The sequence below is a fragment of the Ruegeria sp. CK1 genome (genome assembly GCF_056536545.1).
The window spans coordinates 15,001-38,770 of the sequence record NZ_JBQFPX010000013.1 but is presented as its reverse complement, the minus strand read 5'-3'; the positions used below and the strand labels follow the sequence as shown (position 1 = coordinate 38,770).

The window sequence follows — 23,770 nt, the reverse complement described above, 5'->3', positions numbered from 1 at the left end:
GCCCAAAACAATTTTACAGCCCAAGGCTTTTAGCAATTTTGTTGAACTTGCCCTTTGCAGCATCTCCGCTGACCTGTTTTTCAGGCTTATGTCGATACCACTCGGTCTTGTCGGGCATATATCTTTCCCAGATCATTCCGTCCGGTGCTGTCACGAATTCCCAGCATTCCTCGTAAGGTTCCGATTTCGTCTGGCCGCCTTCCTCCCAGTACCAGTTTGTTTCGTTGCAAAGGCGGCCTTTGGTTGTGACAAACCATTTTCCAACACCGACTGCGGTACCCTTTTTATTGATCCCCTTATATTCCCCGCCTGGTCCCCAGTATGCATGACCACCGCTGTTCCAATTCGAGGTTTTGCCCGAGTACAACTGTGCGATTGTTTGGGGATCGGTCTTTTTTGCACCTTTGGGCTTTTTGTCCGCAAGGGCACCTGTCGCGCTCGACATCAAGACGCCGACCACTGCAACCGTGCTCAGAATGCTTTTCGAATACGTCATAGACAATGATCCTTTCCAAATTGAAATAACATTGGGGCATGCCCCGATATTTCCTCTGACCGGATTTAGGGTCAGAGGAATTCTTCAAAACAAAATCAGGCGTTGGCCGTCTCACGCGCAGAGGCTTTAGGCACAGGCCCGCGAAGTTCTTCGTAGTGATCAAAGCTCAACTTTACCCAGCCGGTACCACGTGTGGCACTGGCGAGGGTGCGGTGTAACTCGTCCTCGGCCACCGCGGGCAGTTGGGCATTGAATATCTCCCAGCCTGAGGCATTGGGGTTGCCTTCGAAACCCAGAACCTGACCCTGCAGCGAACTGATGGTCGGGACCAAATCGCCCACAAAATCTGAGGGTAAATGGATTTCGGCGGTTAGAATGGGTTGCAGGACTACGGGTTTGGCCTGCGGAAGCGCTTCGCGAACAGCGTTCTTTCCAGCAGTTCGAAAGGCGTAGTCCGAGCTGTCCACATTGTGGTGCTTGCCGTCGCTCAGCGTCACCTTCACATCCACCACTGGAAAACCTTCAGGTCCTTGGGTCAACGCATCTTTGGCACCATGTTCGACAGCAGGGATGTAGTTTTTGGGAACCGCTCCACCCTTGACGATTTCTTCAAATTGAAACCCCGACCCGCGTGGCATAGGCGTGACCGAGATGACCACGTCAGCAAACTGACCAGCACCACCGGATTGCTTGCGGTGGCGGTGGCGGTGTTCAACGGGCGCGCGGATCGTTTCTCGATAGGCGGTCTCGACCGCGTCAGTGGAGATCTCAATTCCGAAATCTTCGTCCAACTTAGCGGTCACACGCCGCATATGCTGCGGGCCTTGCGAACCAAGAACAGCGTGGCCGCTGAGCTCGTCCTGCTCCAAGTGCAGGCCGGGATCGATCTCGACCAGGCGGCTAAGTGCGTTTGAAAGGCGTACGTCGTCCCGTTCATGAGATGGCGATACAATTTGCCTATGCGCTGCGGGATGGGATGAGGCCCACTCTGGCAGTGGCGTGGTCGAGGAGCTGTCGTAGAGGTAGCCGGGATTCAGGTGATCAGACTTGACGGCAAGCCCGATCTGTCCGGCGGGCAGGTCGGAAATCTGAGTCTTGGCGTCCAGCATGGTTAGATTACCAACTGTTTCGCCGCCCAGATTTTCGTGCGCTTTAACTCCAGCACCCAACCCACGCAGGACGACGATCTTACCGATATGCTTTTTCACGTCGGCAAAGCCTGCGATGGCGCGCGCATTTTCTTCTGCCTCATCTCGATCAGCGGCGATGTTGAACCCTGGTGCCTCGTGCCGCAGGGCTTTCATTAAGCGGGTCAACCCATTGCCGTGGCAGGCTGCGCCCAAATATGCCGGGATCAGTTGATGGTTCTGCAGTACCTGTGCGGCCAAATCGAAAACTTCGGCGCTGGGCGGCTGTTTGTCCTCGATTAGCTGTTCTAGCAGGTGATCGTCGAAGTCTGACAAAGTTTCCAGCAACTCGGTGCGGGCTTCCTGTTCTCGGTCCTCGACAGATTGTGGCAATTCGATCAGGGCCGAGGGTTGGCCCTCTTGGTACTTCCATGCCCGTTCCGAGATTAGATCAACGGCGCCGACAATTGTATCCCCCTCGCGGATCGGTACTTGCCGTAAGGCAATGTGATGAGTGCAAAACGTCTGGAGCGCCGCGATGATGTCCCGAATGCGGCCATTTGGGTTGTCCATTCGATTGATGAAAAGGAAGCAAGGGATGCCCGCCTCTTCGACCAACCGCAGATAAGGTGCGCAAAGCACTGCGGCGTTCGGGTCAGGTGGCACAACCACGACAGCGGCGTCCGAGATCGCCATAGCAGGGCCGACATAGGCAAGGTTGTCTCCGCCGCCATCTACGTCGATGGCGCACCAGGGTTCGTCTAAATAAGAAAAACCGTGCAAGTGCACGGTTCCGGATACGTCGAATGTGGTAGGCCGCCCGTCGAGGCGGCTGATGGCCTCGACCAGAGTGGTTTTGCCCGATTGGCTGGGGCCGAGGACGGTGAAAACGCGCATGAGTGCTGTCCCTCTTTCAAATTGCAGATCGACTGCACGAAAGGGAAAGCCTTACGCGAATGCGTTGGCGCGACTGTCTGGTACTGGGCCTGCCTCAGGCGCGGGCGGGTGCCGCCCGCCCTGCAAGTGTGGGAAAAACACACCCGTCGCGTCAAGCCCTGTCCTGAAAATGAGTCAAATGGCCGAGCTGTGACCGGCTTTGCTCAGGTCATAGGCGTCAAAACTGCGGGCGATCATCCGGGTCAGCGGACGGGCCTCTGGCGGGATGAACAATCCATCCTCGGTAATCCGTAACAGACCGTCAAAGGCTGCATTAGCTTGTTGGTACATGCCCTGTAGTTCGGCTTTGGTTACTTCGTGGTCGCGCAGAATTTCGTCGCTGTCTATCTGGAAATCGCACATCAGCGCTTCGATTAACCGAGCGCGCAAAACGTCCTGCCCCTTGAACAGATGCCCCCGGGAGGTTGAGAATTTTCCCTCACGAATGGCCTTGGTGTGGGCAGAGGTTGCAGGCGCGTTTTGAGCGTATCCTTGTGGAAACCGCGAGATCGAACTGGCACCGACGCCAATGAGCACCTCGGCCTGATCATCGGTGTAACCTTGGAAATTCCGCTTTAACCGTCCTGCTTTCAACGCGTGGGTTAATCCGTCGTCCTGAGTGGCAAAATGGTCGATACCGATCTCAGCGTAGTTGTCCCACATGAACAAGCGTCGGGCAGTGTCGAACAGGTCAAGCCGCTTTTCTGGTGTAGGCAGCGCGTCAGAGGGGATCATCTGTTGTCGCTTGGCCATCCACGGTACATGCGCGTATCCATACAACGCCACCCGGTCCGGGCTGAGCGAAAGCAGTTTCTGCACACTCTCTGTCATGCGCGACTTGGTCTGATGCGGCAAGCCGTAGAGGATATCCGCATTCAGGCTGGCGATACCGCGGGCGCGGATCATATCCACGGCGTCGCGCGTGGTGTCATAGCTTTGGACACGTCCGATGGTTTTTTGTATTTCATCGTCGAAGTCCTGCACCCCAATCGAGGCGCGGTTCATGCCTGCTTCGGCCAACGCGTCCAGGCGCGCTTCGTCAATCTCGTTCGGGTCAATCTCAACCGAGAACTCGGCGTTCGGACCCAGCGGCACCACATCCAAGATTCGAGCTGCCAGATCGCGAATCAAATCCGGGTTCAGCAGGGTCGGTGTGCCACCACCCCAATGCAACCGCGACAGGGTGACGCCTTCTGGCAGCCGCGCGGCCAGCAGGTCCAGCTCGGCTTTCAGGACGTCCACATAAGCAATGACAGGGTTGTCAGTCTGAGTCCCTTGCGTGCGGCAAGCGCAGAACCAGCACAATCTGCGACAGAACGGAACATGGATGTACAGCGACACTTCACTGCCCGGTGAAATCCCAGAAATCCATTCATCATAAAGGTTTGACCCCACATCATTGCTGAAATGGGGGGCGGTGGGATAGCTTGTGTAACGCGGTACCTTCGCGTCAAATAGTCCAAGCTTTGCCAATTGTGGTTTCACTATCATGGCGATAGCTTTAAGTGACGCCCCGCCTGTGTGCTTTGACAGAGATCAAGTGGAAACGTGCATGACACCGATATTTAAGATCGACCACACGAACTGTGAAGATTGCCCCATTCGGCATCGTGCCGTGTGCGCGCACTGTGATGCGGCCGAGTTGGAAGAGCTGGAGAGCATTAAATATTACCGTAGTTTTGAAGCGGGTCAGACGGTTATTTGGTCTGGGGATCAGATGAATTTCGTAGGCTCCGTCGTGTCTGGCATTGCGTCATTGACTCAGACGATGGAAGACGGGCGCACGCAAATGGTGGGCTTGTTGTTGCCCAGTGATTTCGTCGGCAGGCCGGGGCGCGACTCGGCGCCATATGACGTTGTGGCGACCACGGATTTGGTCATGTGTTGCTTTCGCAAGAAGCCGTTTGAAGAATTGATGGGCACGACGCCCCACATCGCGCACCGCCTATTGCAGATGACACTGGATGAGTTGGATGCGGCCCGAGAATGGATGCTTGTACTGGGGCGCAAGACCGCGCGCGAAAAGATTGCCAGCCTGTTGTCGATCATCGCGCGCCGCGATGCGTCGATCAATCAAAAGGGCAATACCGGCCCGATCGTGTTTGATCTGCCTCTGACCCGCGAAGCGATGGCGGATTATCTGGGTTTGACACTGGAAACAGTCAGCCGGCAGATCTCGGCCTTGAAAAAGGATCAGGTCATTCTGCTTGAAGGTAAGCGCCACGTCACGATCCCGGATATGGGCCGCCTGATGGAAGAAGCAGGCGACGATTCGGATGGCGGGTTTCTTGTCTGACGCATCTGCTGCGTGACTGAGCCATGCTCTCGTGCTTAACTGGGGCTGAGCAGAGACAACCTCAGGAGTAAGTCATGGTATTCGGTAGTATTTTGGCGATGTTGTTCATTGGCGCCATCGCCGGTTGGCTGTCGGGCAAGATTATGGAAGGCCGTGGTTTTGGTCTGATCGGAAACATCATTGTCGGCATCGTTGGCGCGTTTCTCGCCGGTTTGATTTTCCCCGCGCTGGGTTTTTCCGTCGGCGGTGGCCTATTTTCGTCTATTCTTTTTGCCACCATCGGTGCCGTTATTTTGTTGTTCCTGATTGGACTGATTAAAAAGTAAGAAACCGCCCCAAGGAGCGGTTACTTTGGTTGTTTCCGTTAGTGGGCGAGAAACACCGGAACCGATGCCTGTTCCAACATGTTTCGCGTCGCACCACCTAGAATGGCTTCGCGGAACCGGGAATGGCCGTAAGCGCCCATTACGATCATGTCAGCCGAACTGTCCGCGGCATGGCGATTCAGGATATCCGACACGCGGGTCATAGTTTTGCTTAGCACGTCAATTTCGCATTTAACGCCGTGGCGGGCCAGCATCTGAGACAGCATGCCACCAGGGTCTGACCGGTCAGGGCCGTGTCGCGGAGGGTCGATGACAACGATGCGCACCAGATCGGCCTCAATCAGGAAGGGCAAGGCGCGGCGAATGGCTCGCATGGCCTCAACGCTTTCGTTCCACCCGATCAAGATTGTGCCGGGGCTTTCGAAGGGGGTCACGTCATCCGGCGTAACCAGAACGGGTGCATGACCCTCGAACATGGCGGCTTCAATGATCGGCTCGGCTTCGGCGCCGCGATCTTTTCCATACGGTTGAGGTAGGACAACAAGGTCAGAAAACCGTGCCCTGTGCGCTACGTGGCGTCCGATATCCGCGATTTGCGCTACACCACTTTCCGCGGACCAACGGTTTCCAGTCTTGCCGAGGTAAGTCTTGGCATAATCAAGAATCTCTTCTGCTTCGGCATTTGCTCGGCTGAGTGTTTCTTGCAGGATCAATGCATTCGCCCCGGCATAGTAGTACCCGGTCTGGCTTCGGTCGACGCCTAGGCAGAGGGCCTCGATATGCGCGTCCTGTGTTGACGCCAAGGCGTCGATCTGAGCCAGCGCTGTGTCACTCTGGTGCGTATCCGTCATGATGGTAAGAAGAGATTTGTACGCCATTTTGACCTCGTGCCTTAAACGCGCGCCGTGCCGCAGATTGATGTTTCAAATACAATTTACGACTGTCACAGATTTCAGGCTATTGTCTTGACACAGATCAAAGCAATTCTGGCCTCTGTCCGACAAAACAGCAGCCAGTCAAAAGGGTCCTGCGACAAATAAGAATCGCGCGGGGCATGGCAAAGGGACGCAATATGTCAAATTACATCAAGCTGATCGTGCTTGGGCTGGTCGTGGTGTTCGCCGCGATCGGGTCAAATTACGCACGCGATTTGGCGTATCAGGTGCATGCAATTCTGGTGATGCTGATCGCCGGTGGTCTATTCATCTGGACGCTTAGAAACACAGAAGAGCCAGATATTCTCGTAGACCGTTCGGGTGAATATATGGATGGCGTGATCCGTTACGGCGTGATCGCAACTGCCTTTTGGGGCGTGGTTGGGTTCCTTGCAGGGACTTTCATCGCGTTTCAGCTGGCCTTTCCGGTGCTGAACTTCGAATGGGCGCAGGGTTATCTGAATTTTGGCCGATTGCGTCCGTTGCACACCTCGGCGGTGATTTTCGCCTTTGGTGGCAATGCGCTGATTGCGACCTCTTTCTATGTGGTGCAGCGTACGAGCGCCGCGCGCTTGTGGGGCGGAAATCTGGCGTGGTTCGTGTTCTGGGGCTATCAGCTTTTTATCGTTTTGGCCGCGACCGGCTATGTTCTGGGCGGCACCCAGTCCAAGGAATATGCCGAGCCTGAATGGTATGTTGACCTGTGGCTGACCGTTGTGTGGGTTGCATATCTTGCCGTTTTCCTTGGAACCTTGGTCAAACGGAAAGAGCCTCATATCTATGTGGCCAACTGGTTCTATCTGGCCTTTATCGTCACCGTCGCGATGTTGCATTTGGTCAATAACATGACCATCCCGGTCAGTATCTGGGGTTCGAAATCAGTCATCGTTTGGTCCGGTGTACAAGATGCCATGATCCAGTGGTGGTATGGCCACAACGCTGTGGGCTTCTTCCTGACTGCCGGTTTCCTGGGGATGATGTACTACTTCATTCCGAAACAGGCTGAGCGTCCGGTCTTTTCATATAAGCTTTCGATCATCCACTTTTGGGCGCTGATCTTCCTGTATATCTGGGCCGGTCCGCACCACCTGCACTATACCGCGCTGCCCGACTGGGCCTCGACGCTGGGCATGGTATTCTCGATCATCCTGTGGATGCCTTCGTGGGGTGGTATGATCAACGGACTGATGACCCTGTCGGGTGCATGGGACAAGCTGCGTACCGACCCGGTTATCCGCATGATGGTGATCTCGGTCGGTTTCTACGGCATGTCGACTTTCGAAGGTCCGATGATGTCGATCCGCGCCGTGAACAGCCTGTCTCACTACACCGACTGGACTATTGGTCACGTGCATTCAGGCGCGCTGGGCTGGAACGGTATGATCACCTTTGGTGCGCTGTACTTCCTGGTGCCTGTTCTGTGGAAGCGTGAGCGTCTTTATTCTCTGCAAATGGTCAGCTGGCACTTCTGGCTCGCCACGATCGGTATCGTGCTCTACGCCGCGTCGATGTGGGTGACCGGTATCATGGAAGGCCTGATGTGGCGCGAAGTGGATGCCAATGGCTTCCTGGTGAACTCGTTCGCCGACACTGTGGCGGCCAAGTTCCCGATGTACGTTGTGCGTGCTTTGGGTGGCGTGATGTTCGTCGCTGGCTCGTTGATCATGTGCTACAACCTGTGGATGACTGTGCGAAAGGCACCGGCCAAAGAGGCCAGCCTGACCGTCACAGTCCCGGCTGAATAAGGAGGGCCGGAGCAATGGCAATTCTCGACAAACACAAGATCCTCGAGACCAACGCGACCCTCCTGCTGATCTTCAGCTTTTTGGTCGTGACCATCGGTGGCATCGTTCAGATCACTCCGCTGTTCTATCTTGAGAACACAATCGAAAAGGTGGAGGGCATGCGCCCTTACACCCCTCTCGAAATGGCAGGGCGCGAGATCTATATCCGCGAAGGTTGCTATGTCTGCCACAGCCAGATGATCCGTCCCATGCGGGACGAGGTTGAACGCTATGGCCACTACTCGCTGGCGGCCGAATCGATGTATGACCACCCATTTCAGTGGGGCTCCAAACGCACCGGGCCAGATCTGGCCCGTGTCGGTGGACGTTACTCGGATCAGTGGCATGTGGACCACTTGCGTGACCCACAGTCGGTTGTTCCAGAGTCGGTGATGCCGAAATACGGTTTCCTCGAAAATCGTAAGCTAGACGGTAGGTACATTGCTGACATCATGAAGGCCAACGCGGTTCTGGGTACTCCCTACACTGAAGAGATGCTGGAAAACGCTCAGGCGGATTTCCGTGCACAGGCCGATCCGGACAGCGATTTTGACGGGCTGCTGGAACGGTACGGTGACAAGGTCAGCGTGCGAAACTTCGACGGTCAGCCTGACCTGACCGAAGCTGACGCTCTGGTCGCATATCTGCAGATGCTGGGAACTTTGGTTGACTTTTCGACCTTCACCCCGGTCGCGAACCGCTGAAGGAGAGTTTGATGGAAGAATATACTCTCTTACGACAGTTCGCGGATAGTTGGATGCTGCTGGTGTTGTTCGTCTTCTTCGTTGGGATCGTCATCTGGGTTTTCCGCCCTGGCGCCAGCAAGCAATACAAAGACACCGCAAACATCCCATTCCGGCATGAAGATAAACCCGCCGAATCCGAGGAGGCGAGGAAATGAGCAAGACTCCTGAAAAACTGCCGGGTGATCCCAATACAACCGGGCACAGCTGGGACGGTATCGAAGAATTCGACAATCCGATGCCCCGTTGGTGGCTATGGACCTTTTACGCAACTATCTTCTGGGGCGTGGTTTACACGATTATGTATCCCGCATGGCCTTTGGTTCAGTCAGCGACAGCTGGGGTTATGGGTTGGTCCTCGCGTGCAGAGGTGCAGCAAGAGATGGTCGCGTTTGAAGAGGCCAACGCGCCTTGGAACGCCAAGCTGGTTGAAACACCGCTGGAAGATATCTCGAAAGATGCTGAATTGCAGCAATATGCCGTGAACTCAGGCGCTGCTGTGTTCCGCACGTGGTGCGCGCAGTGTCACGGCTCGGGTGCGCAAGGTGCATCTGGCTTCCCGAACCTTCTGGATGACGCCTGGTTGTGGGGTGGCTCGCTTGAGGATATCGAGTACTCCATTGCTTATGGTATCCGGAACGAAGAAAGCGACGATGCGCGTTATTCCGAGATGCCAGCCTTTGGTGAGATCCTGGAAAAGGAAGAAATCACTCAGGTAGTTCAGTATGTCATGTCGTTGACGAACGCTCAGACCGACGACGCGGCGGCGCAGGCGGGCAAAGTGGTCTTTGAAGACAACTGCGCAGTTTGCCACGGTGATACCGGCGCAGGAGATGTCGCACAGGGCGCTCCGAACCTGACCGACGCGATCTGGCTTTATGGCGGCAGCGAAGAGGATCTGACCGAGACGGTTACTTACAGTCGATTCGGTGTGATGCCCGCTTGGGAAAACCGTCTTAGCGATGCGCAAATTCGCGCTGTTACGGCCTACGTCCACCAATTGGGCGGCGGTGAGTAAAGGCAAAAGAATACCTTCGGACGGTTCGCCGTCCGAAGGTTAAGGCACCGGCTGTTCCATCTGTTCGCGCGTTTCCTGAACAGCCGGTGCTATTAGTTCAGATTAGTAACCCGTTTCGAGTTGGTCCAGACAGCCAATTATTTTGACGTGGTTTCTTTAACGCGCTCGCTTTTCTTCCACCAATGATCTTCTGGGTGCCGTTCATGGCTCTGCGGTGTGTTGCGCCCCCCCGTTTGGGTGGCGATCATGAAAGATTGGGCAAAAATCGAAAGCATTTGATCCCTCCTCAGGTTGCATGGGCCTAAGGTCAGGATTGATTTTTGAGATTTAAAATGCGACTCAATTAGAATTTCTTAATGTAACCCTGGATTACATATGGATTGGCTAAAGATGCCACCTCTTGCGGCGCTCAGAGCCTTTTCAGCTTTCGCTGAAAAGGGAAGTGTCGTCGATGCCGGAACTGCTTTGAATGTCAGCCACGCTGCCATCAGCCAGCAATTGCGCGCGTTAGAGAAACATCTGGGGACCGCTTTGTTGGATCGTAGCGGGAAATCCATGACCCTGACGCTTGAAGGGAAGAAGTTGGCCCGAGCTTTGCACCTTGGGTTTGGTGCCATTGGAGATGCGGTCGCCGATCTGATGCACATTGCCGAAGATCGCCCGGTTCACGTCTCGCTGACAGCTTCGTTTGCCGCTTCATGGCTGATGCCGCGCCTGCCTGCGTTTCAGGCTGAACACCCAGATATTCCCTTGGCGCTGGATCCTTCACCCCATCAGGTCAACCTGCGACCCGGCGGGGTGGACGTGGCAATCCGCTATGGTGATGGGAATTGGCCCGGTTTGGACACCGAGTTATTGCTGCAAAGCCCGATTGTGATCGTCGCTGCACCTTCTTTGTTGGGCGGTCGGGTGTCGATGACACCGGATGAGTTAAGCCAATTGCCGTGGCTGGAAGAGTTGGGGACGACTGAAGCCACCACCTGGCTCGCTCGACAGGGTGTCAAGCATGGTCCGCGCGCCGGTCGTATCAAGCTTCCGGGCAATCTGGTGCTTGAGGGGTTGCGCGCTGGTCAGGGCGTCACTGTAACAGCGCGACACTTTGTCCAAGCCGATATCGAAGCCGGACTTATAACCGAGCTGTTTCGCGAACCAGGAGCGCTTGGGTATCATATTGTCACCGGTGATGCGCCGTTACGTCCTGCGGTCAAAACTTTTGTTAGCTGGCTCAGGCGGCAAGCTGGTAAGGTGTGACAAAAGGAGTCTGTATGATGCGCTTTTGACCCATGTCAAAGAGACTACCTTTATGATCTGGAACAAGACGCCAAAAAAATAGACACATCTGGAGCCAGCTCGTGAGCGATTCCGACCCCGCCCCCAGCCTATATGCTGCTAGGGAGCCCATTTTCCCCCGACGTGTTTCTGGGCCGTTTCGAAACCTGAAATGGATCATTCTCGCTGTCACGCTGGGAATTTACTATGTAACTCCGTGGATCAGGTGGGACCGAGGGCCCAGCTTGCCGGATCAGGCGGTGTTGCTGGATCTTGCAAACCGGCGATTCTACTTTTTCTGGATCGAAATCTGGCCGCATGAATTTTACTTCGTAGCGGGTCTGCTGATTATGGCGGGTCTGGGGTTGTTCCTGTTCACCTCGGCGCTGGGGCGCGTGTGGTGCGGATACGCCTGCCCGCAGACCGTATGGACAGATCTGTTTATTCTGGTTGAACGCTGGATCGAGGGTGATCGCAACGCCCGTTTGCGCCTACATCGGCAGGAAAAGCTGGATTTCCGTAAGGCTAAACTGCGCGTCACGAAGTGGGCGGCTTGGCTGCTGATTGGTCTCGCAACCGGTGGGGCTTGGGTGTTTTACTTCGCCGACGCGCCGACGCTTGCCCGTGATCTGGTCACCGGAAATGCACATCCAATTGCCTATACGACAATCTTGATCCTGACCGGTACGACCTTCTTGTTTGGTGGGTTCGCCCGGGAACAGATCTGTATTTATGCGTGCCCTTGGCCGCGTATCCAGGCGGCGATGATGGACGAAGACACTCTGGTTGTCGGCTACCGCGAATGGCGAGGTGAGCCGCGCGGAAAGGGCAAGCGTACCGCCGATTCCGAATTGGGTGACTGTATCGACTGTATGGCTTGCGTGAATGTTTGCCCGGTGGGCATCGACATTCGCGACGGTCAGCAATTGGAGTGCATCACCTGCGCGCTGTGCATCGATGCCTGTGATGACATGATGGCCAAGATCGGCAAGCCGCGTGGTCTGATCGATTACATGGCGCTGAGCGACGAGACACGCGAACGTGCAGGTCAGCCTCCCAAAAGCGTGTGGAAACATGTCCTGCGGCCTCGGACAATCATGTATACGGCGATGTGGGCCGCCGTGGGCTTTGCGCTGCTGTTTGCACTGTTCATACGCTCGGATATCGACCTGACCGTGGCACCTGTGCGCAATCCGACCTTCGTCACATTGTCCGACGGAACCATTCGAAATACTTATGATGTTCGCTTGCGCAACAAGCATGGTGAGGATCGTCCCTTCAAGCTGTCATTGGCGGGAGACCCAGCGTTGCAAATCCAGGTTGAGGGAATCGAAGGTACTACTGTCGATGTCACCGCAGATACTGCACAATTGACGCGTGTCTACATCGTGACAGCGGGAGATACCGGTCCAGCCGCAGCGGATTTGACGCCGGTGCGCATTTGGGTCGAAGATCTGGAAAGCGGCGAGCGCGCCTACAAGGACACCACGTTTAACGGACGGGGAAACTGATCATGGCAGAACGTCAATTCACCGGCAAACACGCTTTGGCTGTGTTCGTGGCCGCATTTGGCGTGATTATCGCCGTGAACCTCTTACTGGCCTATAGCGCGGTCAAAACCTTTCCGGGGCTTGAGGTCAAAAACTCTTATGTTGCCAGTCAGGAGTTCAATGAACGCTTGCAGGAACATCAGGCGCTGGGTTGGGAAATTCGCGCTGAGGTGTCGGGTGGATTGCTGATCCTGCACATCACCGACAAGACCGGAGCGCCAGTGGAAGTTGCCGAGCTGCAGGCTGTTGTCGGGCGAGCAACTCACGTGAAAGAGGATTTTTCACCCGATTTCATATTTGACGGTCAGACCTATTCAACCCCAGCAGCGCTGGGCAAGGGTAACTGGAATATCCGTCTGGTTGCCAAGGATCGGGAAGGGTCAGAATTCGCGCAGCGTGTCCCGCTGTATGTGAAAGGATGAGTGAATGACGGCGCAGTTGACCACTGGCACCGCGGCTTGTCCGGGGTGCATCGCGGGCCCGGCCGAACCGGCGCGACCGATCCCGCAGGATGTGCAGATTGCTTTGTCCCTGCCGGGTATCCACTGCTCGGCCTGTATCGCCACGGTCGAACGTGAGCTTAATGCCCATCCAGGGGTCGAGGACGCGCGGGTCAACCTGACGCTCAAACGCGCGATGGTCAAAGCCGCACCTGATCTGCGCGCCTCCGATCTAATCCCGGTACTTGAGAAGGCAGGGTATGAGGCGCATGAGCTGGACCCTGGCGCATTGTCTGCCACGCAGTCGGACAAGGCTGGGCGTGATCTGCTCATGCGGCTGGCGGTTGCAGGTTTTGCCTCGATGAATGTGATGCTGTTGTCGGTATCGGTCTGGTCGGGGGCATCGGATGCGACGCGCGACATGTTCCACTGGATTTCTGCGGCGATTGCGTTGCCCGCGATTGCCTTTTCCGCGCAGCCCTTTTTTGTCAATGCCTGGAGCGCCCTACGGGTCAAACGCCTGAACATGGACGTGCCGATCGTGTTGGCTATCCTGCTGGCGCTGGTCACATCGCTGTGGGAAACCGCGCTGAGTGGTGAACATGCCTATTTCGACGCAGCACTTACGCTGACTTTTTTCCTGTTGGCTGGTCGTTACCTGGATTACCGCACCCGCGCCGCCGCCCGATCCGCAGCCGAGGAATTGGCAGCGCTTGAGGTTCCGCGCGCCATCCGTCTGGTTGATGGCGTTGAACAAGAGGTGGCAGTGGCATCATTGGCGGTTGGGGACATGATCCTTGTTCGCCCCGGTGGCCGGATGCCGGTTGATGGGGAAATTGTAACCGGTCAATCGGAATTGGATCGCTCTTTGTTGACCGGGGAAACCCTGCCTGTCTTCGCCAAAGAGGGGCTGTCCGTTAGTGCCGGTGAAGTCAACCTGACAGGGCCTTTGACTGTTCGGGCCACAGCAGTGGGCGAGGATACTTCGCTACACCGCATGGCGGATTTGGTCGCTATCGCTGAATCCGGTAGGTCGCGGTACACGTCGCTGGCGGACAAGGCTGCCAAGCTCTATGCACCGGGCGTGCATATCTTGGCGGGACTCAGCTTTCTGGGCTGGTACATTTACTCGGGCGATATCCGTACTGCGCTGAATATCGCGGCGGCGGTGCTGATCATTACCTGCCCCTGCGCGTTGGGTCTGGCGGTGCCTGCGGTGACCACGGCAGCGTCGGGTCGTTTGTTCCGCAAGGGAATGCTCATCAAACACGCCACCGCGTTGGAGCGTCTGGCCGAGGTCGATACGGTCGTGTTCGACAAGACCGGAACGTTGACCTCTGGCACGCCCGAACTGACCAACCTGGGTGATCATTCTCGTACCGACTTGGAAATTGCTCTGGCACTTGCTGAGGCGTCTTCGCACCCTTTGTCGGTTGCTCTGGTCAAATCTGCGCGAGAGGCAGGCGTCAAACCGGCTGGCCTCACCAATATTGTTGAGGTGCCCGGATACGGCACCGAAGGCACCTATCGCGGCCAGCGTGTACGTTTTGGCCGGGCTGAGTGGGCCGGGGCGGAAGAGGGTGCCGAAACCTCAGCATGGTTGTCCGTAGCGGGGCAGGCGCCTGTGGCCTTTCGGTTCTCTGGCTCGTTACGTCCCGGTGCGGCTGAGGCTGTGCAGGCGTTTCGAGATTCAGGTAAGGACGTCATCCTGATTTCTGGCGACACTAAGGGTGCGGTTCAAGCTTTGGCCGAGAAGATTGGTATCGAAAACTGGGTCGCGCAGGCGTTGCCACAAGACAAGGCTGCTCGCGTTCAGAAACTTGGTGAACAGGGCCGTCATGTTCTTATGGTCGGGGATGGCTTGAACGACACTGCGGCGCTGGCCGCGGCGCATGCGTCGATCTCTCCAGCATCGGCGCTGGATGCGGCCAGGGTCGCCTCGGATATTGTGCTGCTGGGCAATGATCTGGCCCCGATTGCCGATGCCTGCGATACGGCCGTTAAAGCGACAAAACGGATTCGCGAGAACTTCCGTATTGCCACGGTTTATAATATCGTTGCGGTGCCGCTGGCCGTCGCTGGTTTGGCGACACCGCTGATCGCGGCTTTGGCGATGTCGACTTCGTCGATCACCGTGTCCCTGAACGCCCTGCGCCTGAGGTAGTTGATATGGAAGTTCTAGCCTATCTTATACCGATTTCCCTGTTTTTGGGCGGGGTTGGCCTTGTGGCCTTTATCTACACGGTCCGCTCGAACCAGTATGAAGACCCCGAAGGTGACGCACGGCGCATCCTGAGCGATGAATGGGACGACAAGCCCAAGCCTTGACAGCTAGGCTAACCGCCCTTGAAATTGCCGCAATGCCCAGTTATGTCCGGCCTATCCGCTAGCAGAGAGAACCAAGCCAAATGGCAACTATGAACCCGATCCAGTTTATTCAGCAAGTCCGTGCCGAAGTTGCAAAGGTCGTCTGGCCGACCCGGCGCGAGGTGTTGCTGACCACGGTCATGGTATTCATCATGGCGGCACTGACTGCCGTGTTCTTTGCGCTGGTGGATCTGGGCATTCGCGGTGGTCTGCAACTGATCCTTGGTGCATTCGGCTAAGGTGATTCAGACAGGGCAGAAACGCCACTGCCCCCTTGCACAGCGCGCAATGTCAGAGTAGTTGACGCGGTACTATTCGGAATGGGCGTGCGGCGATTCGGGCTGCGCGCCGCTTTTTATTCCGGGTGACGTGATAGATTTTCAATGACGGTGCGTCCGGCAATACGGATGAAACCGAAGGCAAACAAGGACGACAGGTTCATGGCGAAACGGTGGTACTCGGTCAGCGTTCTTTCGAATTTCGAAAAGAAGATCGCAGAGCAGATCCGCACGTCGGTGGCTGAACAGGGCCTTGAGGACGATATCGACGAAGTTCTGGTGCCCACCGAAGAGGTGATCGAAGTGCGCCGGGGCAAGAAGGTCACAACCGAACGCCGCTTTATGCCCGGCTATGTGCTGGTTCACATGGAAATGTCCGATCAGGGCTATCATTTGGTGAACTCGATTAACCGCGTGACCGGCTTCTTGGGCCCACAAGGCCGCCCAATGCCGATGCGTGACGCCGAGGTGAACCAGATCCTCAACCGCGTTCAGGAAGGTGAAGAAGCGCCCAAGCTGATGATCACTTTCGAGGTCGGCGAAAAGGTCAAGGTCAACGACGGCCCGTTCGAGGATTTCGACGGTATGGTCGAAGGCGTGGACGACGAAGCGCAGAAGCTGAAAGTATCGGTCTCGATCTTCGGCCGGGAAACCCCGGTCGAGTTGGACTTCACGCAGGTTACCAAGCAGAGCTGAACCAGCTCAAAGCGAGATCGGAACGCCGCGCTGCATTGAGCACCGCGGCGTTTTTTTTGTTTAAAGCGATTAATTTGTTCAGAACCCCGGCTTACTGCGCCTGAACCATAGCTGCTCGCAACAGTTGCGGGCGATCCGACTGAGACGGCAAGAAGACGGCCTGCGATCCGGCGTCCAGCGCGGAAAGGCTCGCATCATACCACTGCATCGCAAGGTCGCGGCGTTCCTGTACGCCGAAGCCTTCGCGCAAGTGGTGCCCAATCAGCTCTCCGTAGGCGGGCTCACCCATTGCAACCAGCATCAAAGCAGAACCAACTGCGGTGTCCATGTTGTCCTGACGGTAGCCAATGGCCAGACAAACCTTGCTGGTTGCCGCAAGGTCCTCGGGGCTCAGTCCGGAGTCCAATGCAAGTTTGCGCATTTGGGTTTCTGCGTCGGTTTTTGAGCTTAGAGACAGCGCAACAACTTGGGGTGCCAACATGTCACCATACGAGTCGCATTGTGCGGCTACCTGATCCGGTGTCAGCCCTTGGATGTCTTGCATCAAATCCTCACCGCGCCCCATCGCATAGCTACGGGCAAGACAGAACTGTTCGCTAAGCGCAAAATCAGGATCGGACATATTTGACAGAGTTGTGTAGCCTCCATTCGTTGACGTCTGCAGCATAACCGCGCTGCAACGATTGGCGAGCGAAGGACCTCCGGTGCCGCCGGAAAACAGGCTTGGCAAGCTGGCAGATGCTTTCTCGGCTGCGTCAGGCTGAGGTTCGGTCGCCTCGGGCGTTACAGCCGGGGTAGGTGCTACCAGAGCTTGAGGTGCCGGGGCCTGAGGGATTGCCGTCACCGTTGCCTGAGGAACCGGCTGTGCTTGAACCTGAGGAGCGGCCGCCAAAGCGGAGCCGCTGTGGAGATGTTGACGATATGCCATGAGCAAAGGCTGGCCAGCAAGTTGGGTCGTGGCCTGTCCACCACTTGTCGCCCAGTAGTAAGCCTGCATCAGGAAGTCGCGCTGATAGGGCGCGAAGTCATAGCCATTCACAGGATAGTTCATTGAAGCTTGGTAGCGCTCGATGGCTGAACGTGTGCCACGGCCGACCTGACCATCGACCCGGCCTGCGTTGTAGCCGAAATAATTCAACGCTGTCTGCGTCTGTGCACCTTGCGCGGTCGATGGGATGCCTGGTCGGTAAGTGCGTGTGGTCGTCGTTCTTGTACGGGCCTGCTGTTTTCTTTGCTGGTCCTTGCCAATCGCGTAGCCGATGACGCCACCAACGACTGCACCCCCTAGGATTTCGCCTGCATCAGCCCGCGCGGTCTGAGGAGAGGACGTCGCGAAAGAGAGCGCGATGCCAGCCGTTACTATTAAACGAATAATCATAATTAGCCTCCACTGAAAAATCTATTTCCGCCGAGTATAGCACGGCGGGTAGTATCAACGTGATACAGGGGCCGCTTATGTGCAGAAAAGTAGGCTAATACGGTTATTTTACTGCGCTATTAAGCTTCTGGTCGAGTGCGGTGCCGCTTCTGTTACGGCCTACCTTCCTCAAGTTTCTAAAGGATTTGATTCGATGGCCTTAAGCGAGAGGTCTCGGCACATGCCAACGCCTCTGTTCCCCTACAAGGCCGCCAACAATATTTTGGAAAGAGCCTCTCCCGCTAGGGATGTTGGGAACTTGAACCCGAATTGGATCGCGCAGGATAGGTAGGGTTAGACGTGTTCCGTAAACACTGCGAGGGAAACGAATGTTACCACAAGCGGTGAACAATTTGGGTTTTCGAGCGAAAACGTTTCAAGCCGTACGTTGATGGTGCTCGTAAAAGCACCATCAGAGTTGTCTATTGGTTCATTTCAGCTTGCCTGTGCTGCAGTCAAATGCGGCTTTGGTACCTGAGAGCTTTGGAGCGACCTTGAAGATCTTTTTGCACGACGCCGTGAACGCCTTGTTAGGGTTGCCTTTTAAGAGCTTGTTGGCGGTCCACTCATTGCCAAGTTTGATATGATAGCTCGTTATCTTCGCCCCTTTTGAGTGGACGGATTTAAAGGCGCTGTCCAGTTTGGCTTTCGCTGCTTTCAGTGGCTGTTCCACAATTGTTATGTCATCGGCCGCGCCCGTACGGCAACGCAACGTTTCGAAGTGGAACATAGTGCCGACTTTTTTGTCTTTATCATATGCAACAATGCAGATGCAGTCCCCCAGCATCGATGTTTCCAGTGGGTCGTATTGGTCACTATGTCCAATCCCGCCGACTTTGACATTTACTTTTCCCATGCAGGAATCCCTCAGTTCAGATTTCTTCTTTCGTTCGTGCGCCGTCGGTTTCGGCCAAAGTACTGGCAAACTTGCGAATTCTCCGACTGGCGACATCCCTCCAATCGCAGCTTTCGATTGCGCTTTCTGTAACTTTAGTCACGCAGCCACGGCAATTTTTGCTAAATTTTTCAATGAATTGTCGTATCGAGACGATACTGGTCAAAAGGCCAAGCGACGGTCCCTTGTTTTGTGGCTTCAACCACTTGCCAACCCCTTCGTTCCCCTTTAAATGCAGCTCCTGTCGTCTTCGGGCGAGAGTCTCTCGTGGGAGGTTGCTGGGATCGCGATCCCGGATCGGACCACGCAACATAATCTGGTCGGGGCGCGCCCCAACCGAGTTGAAAGGAAAACCAAATGGCTAAGAAGCTTGCTGGTACAATGAAACTGCAGGTTCCTGCAGGTCAGGCGAACCCGTCGCCGCCAGTTGGTCCGGCGCTGGGTCAGCGCGGCATCAACATCATGGAATTCTGCAAGGCGTTTAACGCCAAGACCGCAGACATGGAGCCCGGCGCTCCGTGCCCGACCGTGATCACCTATTATCAGGACAAGTCCTTCACCATGGACATCAAGACGCCGCCTGCGTCTTACTACCTGAAAAAAGCAGCTGGTCTGAAGCCGGTCGGCAAGCGTAACCGCCCCCGTGGCGCGGAAAACCCAGGTCGTGAGACCGTGGCAACCGTGACCTCAAAGCAGGTTCGCGAAATCGCCGAAGCCAAAATGAAAGATCTGAACGCCAACGACGTTGAAGGCGCAATGCAGATCATCCTGGGCTCGGCCCGCTCTATGGGCATCGAGGTGAAGTAAGATGGCAAAACTAGGTAAACGTACCCGCGCTGCGCGCGAAGCTGTCGCTGGCAAGGAAAACCTGTCGGTAGAAGAAGCCGTTGCTCTGGTGAAATCCAACGCGACCTCGAAATTCGACGAAACCATCGAAATCGCAATGAACCTGGGCGTTGACACTCGTCATGCTGACCAAATGGTTCGCGGCGTGATCGGTCTGCCGAATGGCACCGGCAAAGCGATGCGCGTTGCTGTTTTTGCTCGCGGCCCCAAAGCTGACGAAGCGAAAGAAGCAGGTGCAGATATCGTTGGCGCAGAAGACCTGATGGAAACCATTCAGGGCGGCACCATCGAATTCGACCGCTGCATTGCCACCCCGGACATGATGCCGATCGTTGGCCGTCTGGGTAAGGTCCTGGGCCCTCGTAACCTGATGCCGAACCCCAAGGTTGGCACCGTGACCATGGACGTGAAAGCGGCCGTGGAAGCAGCCAAAGGCGGTGAAGTTCAGTTCAAGGCGGAAAAAGGCGGTGTCGTACACGCCGGTGTTGGCAAAGCGTCGTTCGACGAAGCCAAACTGGTCGAAAACGTCCGTGCCTTTATCTCGGCCGTAGCCAGGGCTAAGCCATCGGGCGCCAAAGGCACCTACATGAAGAAAATTGCGTTGAGCTCGACAATGGGCCCGGGCGTGACTCTGGATGTAGCGGCTGCTTCAGGCGAATAAGCCCAAGCCAAACGTTTTTAATGAAAACCCGGGTTGCGACAGCATCCCGGGTTTTTCATTTTCGAAGCTTATCTTGTCTTAGAGGTAAGCGCGCAGCACGCTGGCTTCACGAGCGCCGATTGTTGGGACCGCAGTGTGCCGAAAGGCGTCAGACACTTCCTCAACCGAAGGGAATAGCGATCTGATTTCGGCCCTCTGAGGCGATGACAGCGCGTATTTGGCGCCGTCTCCGTAATAGAAGCTTTCCGTCAGGGCGCCGTTCGACCTTACAATCTGGTGCTGGTCAAACATGAAATGCACATAAGTAATGCGGTTCGTCTCGCGGATCGAAACCCCGGGATGGCCGCAGAGATGTTTTGCAGCGACGAAGACCTCGTCTGATCCGAACAGCATGTCAGTTGCAGGCGACTTTATCAGCACCCGGTGTTCTTGCGACACGATGAGGTCGCTGGTATTACCCAGCGTTCCGGCCTTAATAACCACCGGAGCGTAAGCGCCAAATCCAGGAACCTCGGTTGTTCCGATCCATCGCACCGGTTGCATGCCACCATCTCGGGTCCAGACGAGTTGCCCACGCTCAAGGTTTTGAACTTCAACCGCTCCGTCAGCGGTTTCTATCAGCGTGCCTGCTGCAAAGCAGGTAATGTAGTCCGAGTAGCTGGAGCTTCCTGAGTTTGAACCGCCGATTTTGACGTAGGATGTTCCAGGCTCCAGTGGGGCGGATGTGCCGTACCCCCAAACATCCTGAGTAACCCCGTTACGCGAAAACACGTAGATATCGATTTCAGGACCGGTTTGGTTTCCGTCCTCATCCAGAGCGCGCACCGTAATTACGGATTCGGATTCAACCTGAGTGCCGTCGTCAACAATGCCACCACCATCGGTAATGATATGGCCCGATTCCTGATCGTCGTTGAAAACGTTTGGGCTGCCACTTGTGTCGTCCAGCGTAACGGTCGTTCCAAAACCGCCGGAGTAAGCAAAAATCGTACCATTTGGCGTGTCAGAGTTGTTGATGATCGAGTCACCGACTTCAATGTCATTTGCGTCGGCGGAGGCGGGTACGAACGTGGCGATGAGGCTATCACTGCCCAGGGCAAAAAAACTACGGAGAACCATCTGTGCGACTAACTTTCCTGATACTTGTTATAGTGGGTCCATACGCTGAAAACTCGGGCGAACCTTTCGAGTAAGAAAAAGAGGCAAATGGGCTTAGTCAACGTTGTTATTCGCCGATAGCTTTACACAATTGCGTTAAGTGGATTTAGGTACACAGTTTAGTCGCTTTGAAATGCGATCCGCAGGCGATCGCCAAGGCGCTGTCGTCTACTTTCTTCGTAGTTGCTGCAAGTGTGTGTGGGCTGCCACAATGAAAGCCAGTCTTTCAGCAAGCGCCCTCGAATGCAGAAATCCAATATCTCCATGTGAATCGGATGCCGGTAGCGCTTAAAGAACATGTCCTTGTTGTGTTTCACGATACCGCTTTGGTCGATATCCGAAGGGTCCGCATCCCTGAAGATGTCCGATTTTAAGAAATCGACGATGTCATAGACGGCCAGCTTGGTGCGCGCTTCGGTGAAGTCCAGCCCGATCATTTCGCCTTGGCCGACAAGCAGGTTTTGGCCATGGAAGTCCCCGTGCGAAAACACTTGTGTTTCCGGAATGCCTTTTAACAGTAACCCATCCCGTTCCAACCTACCCGCCATCGCTTGACCTTCGTTCCGAATATGGGGTGGCACTTCGGTCAGCAGTGCAGAGATACTGTCGGTCATCCAACGCGGACGGAATCCATAGTCTTTAGGCGGCTGCACGCTGTGAAGATCATGCAACCACGCGCCCGCACGACGGTAAATCTGTGAGACCTGATCGTTGTCCGGACTGTTATGGATCACGTCAACGCAGGTGGGGCGTTCAACGAGCTCTGTCACAAAAAACGTACCTTGAGGTGACATGTAGCAAGGGCGCACGACATGCGACGTCTTGTGTTTTTCAAGTGCTTTCGTCAGGTGCGTCAGCAGGTTGAACTCTTTCTGCAACCGGCCTGAAATGGGTGAAACAGTATCGATTTTCAGCGCAAATTGGTTTCTCGGCCCCTTGATCTTCAGCACCATGCGCGTGTCGGGAAAGTCGTGGGACCGGTAGATGCAGTCGAATGGCAAGACCCCATCTGCAGCGGAATGGCGCGCGAATTCCTTGACAAAGCCAGCGGCGCGTTTGTGTTCGACTTTGTTGAGGATCAGCATGTTGGAGAAAGAAAGGGAAAAAGGGTCGCAAAAGTGGTCTGTGCTAGACAGGACCCCAGCCTACAGGCCATGTCAATCACCGACAATTGCGACCTGTTGCCAAAGGTGTGTTTCCTGCAATTTACCCCTTGGAAACCCGTCGTATCTGCCCTAAAGAGAGCTGCGGAATAAAGCGTGCGATTCGTCGTGCGCTTTATTTCGTTTCGTCCAAGACGGTGGGTGGGTCCATATGGCCCCTTAATTCCCTGCCTGAGACGGGTAAGACCAAAGAATTCTGGGGGTCACGATCCTCGGGCGAATTTTGGCCAATCCCGTAACAACGGACCTGAACGCCGGGGTTTTACCCTCGGCAAATATGAGCCGGGGTGAAATATCGCCCCTAACTTGGAGAGAACTGTGGATAGAGCCCAGAAAGAGAAAGTGGTCGAGGAACTCGGCCAAATCTTCGAAAGCTCTGGCGTCGTAGTGGTTGCCCATTACGCCGGTCTGACAGTTGCCGAGATGCAGGACCTTCGCGCACGTGCTCGTGACGCGGGTGGTTCCGTGCGTGTTGCCAAGAACAGGCTCGCCAAAATCGCCCTTGAGGGTAAGCCGTGTGAAAGCATGGCCGACCTGCTGACAGGGATGACCGTTCTGACCTATTCCGAGGACCCCGTGGCAGCAGCCAAAGTGGCCGAGGACTTTGCCAAGGAGAACCAAAAGTTCGAAATCCTTGGCGGTGCAATGGGTGAGAATGCTCTGGACCGCAAAGGCGTCGAAGCCGTTTCGAAAATGCCGTCTCGCGAGGAGCTTATTGCTTCGATCGTGGGCTGCATTGGCGCACCTGCTTCGAACATCGCTGGCGCGATTGGCGCACCTGCAAGCAACATCGCAAGCATCCTTTCCACCATCGAAGAGAAGGCGGAAGCTGCGTAAGCGGTTGGCACTGAATGATCTGCGTAGGGTGAATACCCTGACGTTGGAACACACACTGTAAACGGAAAGAGCTGATAAAATGGCTGATCTGAAAGCACTCGCAGAAAGCATCGTGGGTCTGACCCTGCTGGAAGCACAAGAACTGAAAACCATCCTCAAAGACGAGTACGGCATCGAGCCCGCAGCTGGCGGCGCCGTAATGGTTGCAGCAGGCGGCGACGCCGGTGGCGCAGCTGAGGAAGAAAAAACCGAATTCGACGTCGTTCTGAAGAACGCCGGCGCATCGAAAATCAACGTCATCAAAGAAGTTCGCGGCATCACTGGCCTGGGCCTGAAAGAAGCCAAGGAACTGGTCGAAGCCGGCGGCAAGATCAAAGAAGGCGTAGACAAAGCAGAAGCAGAAGACGTCAAAGCCAAGCTGGAAGCAGCTGGCGCAGAAGTCGAGCTGGCCTAAGCTTAGTCTCTGGTGCATCGCTGATGTGCCGAAAAATTTGGCTGGGTCCGGAGAAATCCGGGTCCAGCCGAACCTGTC

Annotated in this window: 26 protein-coding genes; 17 read left to right on the top strand and 9 right to left on the bottom strand. The window is 55.6% G+C overall.

The genetic code is table 11. The features are described 5' to 3' along the window. Positions 1 to 13: 13 nt before the first annotated feature. From ACR0L3_RS19645 to hemN, 3 genes are all read right to left on the bottom strand, one after another. Complete coding sequence (locus ACR0L3_RS19645) at positions 14 to 496, bottom strand: DUF995 domain-containing protein (protein ID WP_480747470.1); 483 nt, start codon at positions 494 to 496, stop codon at positions 14 to 16. A 95-nt stretch (positions 497 to 591) separates the two neighbouring features. Beyond that, positions 592 to 2,520: an elongation factor G gene (locus tag ACR0L3_RS19640; protein WP_480747469.1), complete on the bottom strand. Its 1,929-nt coding sequence runs from the start codon at positions 2,518 to 2,520 to the stop codon at positions 592 to 594. Positions 2,521 to 2,694: 174 nt separating this feature from the next. Further along, positions 2,695 to 4,050 (bottom strand): oxygen-independent coproporphyrinogen III oxidase, encoded by a 1,356-nt coding sequence (gene hemN / locus ACR0L3_RS19635; RefSeq protein WP_480747468.1) that lies wholly within the window; start codon positions 4,048 to 4,050, stop codon positions 2,695 to 2,697. 61 nt (positions 4,051 to 4,111) lie between these two features. On the opposite strand from hemN, the gene fnrL reads away from it, so the two are divergent. Together fnrL and ACR0L3_RS19625 are read left to right on the top strand one after the other, a co-directional pair. Next, positions 4,112 to 4,855 (top strand): transcriptional regulator FnrL, encoded by a 744-nt coding sequence (fnrL, locus tag ACR0L3_RS19630; protein WP_480747467.1) that lies wholly within the window; start codon positions 4,112 to 4,114, stop codon positions 4,853 to 4,855. 74 nt (positions 4,856 to 4,929) lie between these two features. Further along, positions 4,930 to 5,181 carry a GlsB/YeaQ/YmgE family stress response membrane protein gene (locus ACR0L3_RS19625; protein WP_480747466.1) on the top strand — a complete coding sequence of 84 codons (252 nt, stop codon included), beginning with the start codon at positions 4,930 to 4,932 and terminating at the stop codon, positions 5,179 to 5,181. Between the two features lie 38 nt (positions 5,182 to 5,219). Here the strand turns inward: ACR0L3_RS19625 and ACR0L3_RS19620 are convergent, their stop codons facing one another. Next, complete coding sequence (locus ACR0L3_RS19620) at positions 5,220 to 6,059, bottom strand: universal stress protein (protein ID WP_480747465.1); 840 nt, start codon at positions 6,057 to 6,059, stop codon at positions 5,220 to 5,222. A 194-nt stretch (positions 6,060 to 6,253) separates the two neighbouring features. Between ACR0L3_RS19620 and ccoN the strand changes: the two genes are divergently transcribed. The 4 genes from ccoN to ccoP are packed head-to-tail and all read left to right on the top strand — an operon-like array spanning position 6,254 to position 9,661. Then, positions 6,254 to 7,861 (top strand): cytochrome-c oxidase, cbb3-type subunit I, encoded by a 1,608-nt coding sequence (ccoN, locus tag ACR0L3_RS19615; protein WP_480747464.1) that lies wholly within the window; start codon positions 6,254 to 6,256, stop codon positions 7,859 to 7,861. 14 nt (positions 7,862 to 7,875) lie between these two features. Continuing rightward, positions 7,876 to 8,604 carry a cytochrome-c oxidase, cbb3-type subunit II gene (ccoO, locus tag ACR0L3_RS19610; protein ID WP_480747463.1) on the top strand — a complete coding sequence of 243 codons (729 nt, stop codon included), beginning with the start codon at positions 7,876 to 7,878 and terminating at the stop codon, positions 8,602 to 8,604. Between the two features lie 11 nt (positions 8,605 to 8,615). After that, entirely contained in the window at positions 8,616 to 8,801 is a 186-nt protein-coding gene (locus tag ACR0L3_RS19605) for a cbb3-type cytochrome oxidase subunit 3 (protein WP_480747462.1), read from the top strand. Continuing rightward, entirely contained in the window at positions 8,798 to 9,661 is an 864-nt protein-coding gene (ccoP, locus tag ACR0L3_RS19600; protein ID WP_480747461.1) for a cytochrome-c oxidase, cbb3-type subunit III, read from the top strand. Before ACR0L3_RS19605 ends, ccoP begins: the two co-directional genes overlap by 4 nt. 137 nt (positions 9,662 to 9,798) lie before the next feature. Here ccoP and ACR0L3_RS19595 read toward each other — a convergent pair whose 3' ends face one another. Next, positions 9,799 to 9,936, bottom strand: coding sequence for a hypothetical protein (locus ACR0L3_RS19595; protein WP_480747460.1), 138 nt, complete (start codon positions 9,934 to 9,936; stop codon positions 9,799 to 9,801). Positions 9,937 to 10,036: 100 nt separating this feature from the next. On the opposite strand from ACR0L3_RS19595, the gene ACR0L3_RS19590 reads away from it, so the two are divergent. The 7 genes from ACR0L3_RS19590 (at position 10,037) to nusG (ending at position 16,261) form a co-directional block, all read left to right on the top strand. Next, on the top strand, positions 10,037 to 10,912 hold the full coding sequence (locus tag ACR0L3_RS19590; RefSeq protein WP_480747459.1) for a LysR family transcriptional regulator: 876 nt from the start codon (positions 10,037 to 10,039) through the stop codon (positions 10,910 to 10,912). A 101-nt stretch (positions 10,913 to 11,013) separates the two neighbouring features. Then, positions 11,014 to 12,441 carry a cytochrome c oxidase accessory protein CcoG gene (gene ccoG, locus ACR0L3_RS19585; protein ID WP_480747458.1) on the top strand — a complete coding sequence of 476 codons (1,428 nt, stop codon included), beginning with the start codon at positions 11,014 to 11,016 and terminating at the stop codon, positions 12,439 to 12,441. Between the two features lie 2 nt (positions 12,442 to 12,443). After that, positions 12,444 to 12,902, top strand: a complete 459-nt coding sequence (locus tag ACR0L3_RS19580; RefSeq protein WP_480747457.1) for a FixH family protein — start codon at positions 12,444 to 12,446, stop codon at positions 12,900 to 12,902. A 4-nt stretch (positions 12,903 to 12,906) separates the two neighbouring features. Then, positions 12,907 to 15,084 (top strand): heavy metal translocating P-type ATPase, encoded by a 2,178-nt coding sequence (locus ACR0L3_RS19575; RefSeq protein ID WP_480747456.1) that lies wholly within the window; start codon positions 12,907 to 12,909, stop codon positions 15,082 to 15,084. Positions 15,085 to 15,089: 5 nt separating this feature from the next. Next, positions 15,090 to 15,248, top strand: coding sequence for a cbb3-type cytochrome oxidase assembly protein CcoS (ccoS, locus tag ACR0L3_RS19570; RefSeq protein WP_170417043.1), 159 nt, complete (start codon positions 15,090 to 15,092; stop codon positions 15,246 to 15,248). A gap of 80 nt (positions 15,249 to 15,328) precedes the next feature. Then, positions 15,329 to 15,526, top strand: coding sequence for a preprotein translocase subunit SecE (secE, locus tag ACR0L3_RS19565; protein ID WP_058272489.1), 198 nt, complete (start codon positions 15,329 to 15,331; stop codon positions 15,524 to 15,526). A 201-nt stretch (positions 15,527 to 15,727) separates the two neighbouring features. Further along, positions 15,728 to 16,261, top strand: a complete 534-nt coding sequence (nusG, locus tag ACR0L3_RS19560) for a transcription termination/antitermination protein NusG (protein WP_010440977.1) — start codon at positions 15,728 to 15,730, stop codon at positions 16,259 to 16,261. A 91-nt stretch (positions 16,262 to 16,352) separates the two neighbouring features. Here nusG and ACR0L3_RS19555 read toward each other — a convergent pair whose 3' ends face one another. Beyond that, positions 16,353 to 17,639, bottom strand: coding sequence for a peptidoglycan-binding domain-containing protein (locus ACR0L3_RS19555; RefSeq protein ID WP_480747455.1), 1,287 nt, complete (start codon positions 17,637 to 17,639; stop codon positions 16,353 to 16,355). Positions 17,640 to 18,108: 469 nt separating this feature from the next. Then, a complete protein-coding gene (locus tag ACR0L3_RS19550) occupies positions 18,109 to 18,534 on the bottom strand; it encodes a hypothetical protein (protein ID WP_480747454.1) in 426 nt (141 codons plus the stop codon). Positions 18,535 to 18,930: 396 nt separating this feature from the next. Here ACR0L3_RS19550 and rplK point away from each other — a divergent pair, with 396 nt between their 5' ends. Further along, positions 18,931 to 19,380 (top strand): 50S ribosomal protein L11, encoded by a 450-nt coding sequence (gene rplK / locus ACR0L3_RS19545; RefSeq protein ID WP_010440985.1) that lies wholly within the window; start codon positions 18,931 to 18,933, stop codon positions 19,378 to 19,380. A gap of 1 nt (position 19,381) precedes the next feature. Beyond that, positions 19,382 to 20,080, top strand: coding sequence for a 50S ribosomal protein L1 (gene rplA, locus ACR0L3_RS19540; RefSeq protein WP_480747453.1), 699 nt, complete (start codon positions 19,382 to 19,384; stop codon positions 20,078 to 20,080). Between the two features lie 78 nt (positions 20,081 to 20,158). Here the strand turns inward: rplA and ACR0L3_RS19535 are convergent, their stop codons facing one another. Together ACR0L3_RS19535 and ACR0L3_RS19530 are read right to left on the bottom strand one after the other, a co-directional pair. Beyond that, positions 20,159 to 21,199: a Hint domain-containing protein gene (locus ACR0L3_RS19535; RefSeq protein WP_480747452.1), complete on the bottom strand. Its 1,041-nt coding sequence runs from the start codon at positions 21,197 to 21,199 to the stop codon at positions 20,159 to 20,161. 158 nt (positions 21,200 to 21,357) lie between these two features. Beyond that, complete coding sequence (locus tag ACR0L3_RS19530; protein ID WP_480747451.1) at positions 21,358 to 22,323, bottom strand: aminoglycoside phosphotransferase family protein; 966 nt, start codon at positions 22,321 to 22,323, stop codon at positions 21,358 to 21,360. Between the two features lie 396 nt (positions 22,324 to 22,719). Between ACR0L3_RS19530 and rplJ the strand changes: the two genes are divergently transcribed. Continuing rightward, a complete protein-coding gene (gene rplJ, locus ACR0L3_RS19525) occupies positions 22,720 to 23,238 on the top strand; it encodes a 50S ribosomal protein L10 (protein ID WP_170427359.1) in 519 nt (172 codons plus the stop codon). A gap of 79 nt (positions 23,239 to 23,317) precedes the next feature. Beyond that, positions 23,318 to 23,692, top strand: coding sequence for a 50S ribosomal protein L7/L12 (gene rplL, locus ACR0L3_RS19520; protein WP_170446876.1), 375 nt, complete (start codon positions 23,318 to 23,320; stop codon positions 23,690 to 23,692). The last annotated feature ends 78 nt before the right edge of the window (positions 23,693 to 23,770 follow it).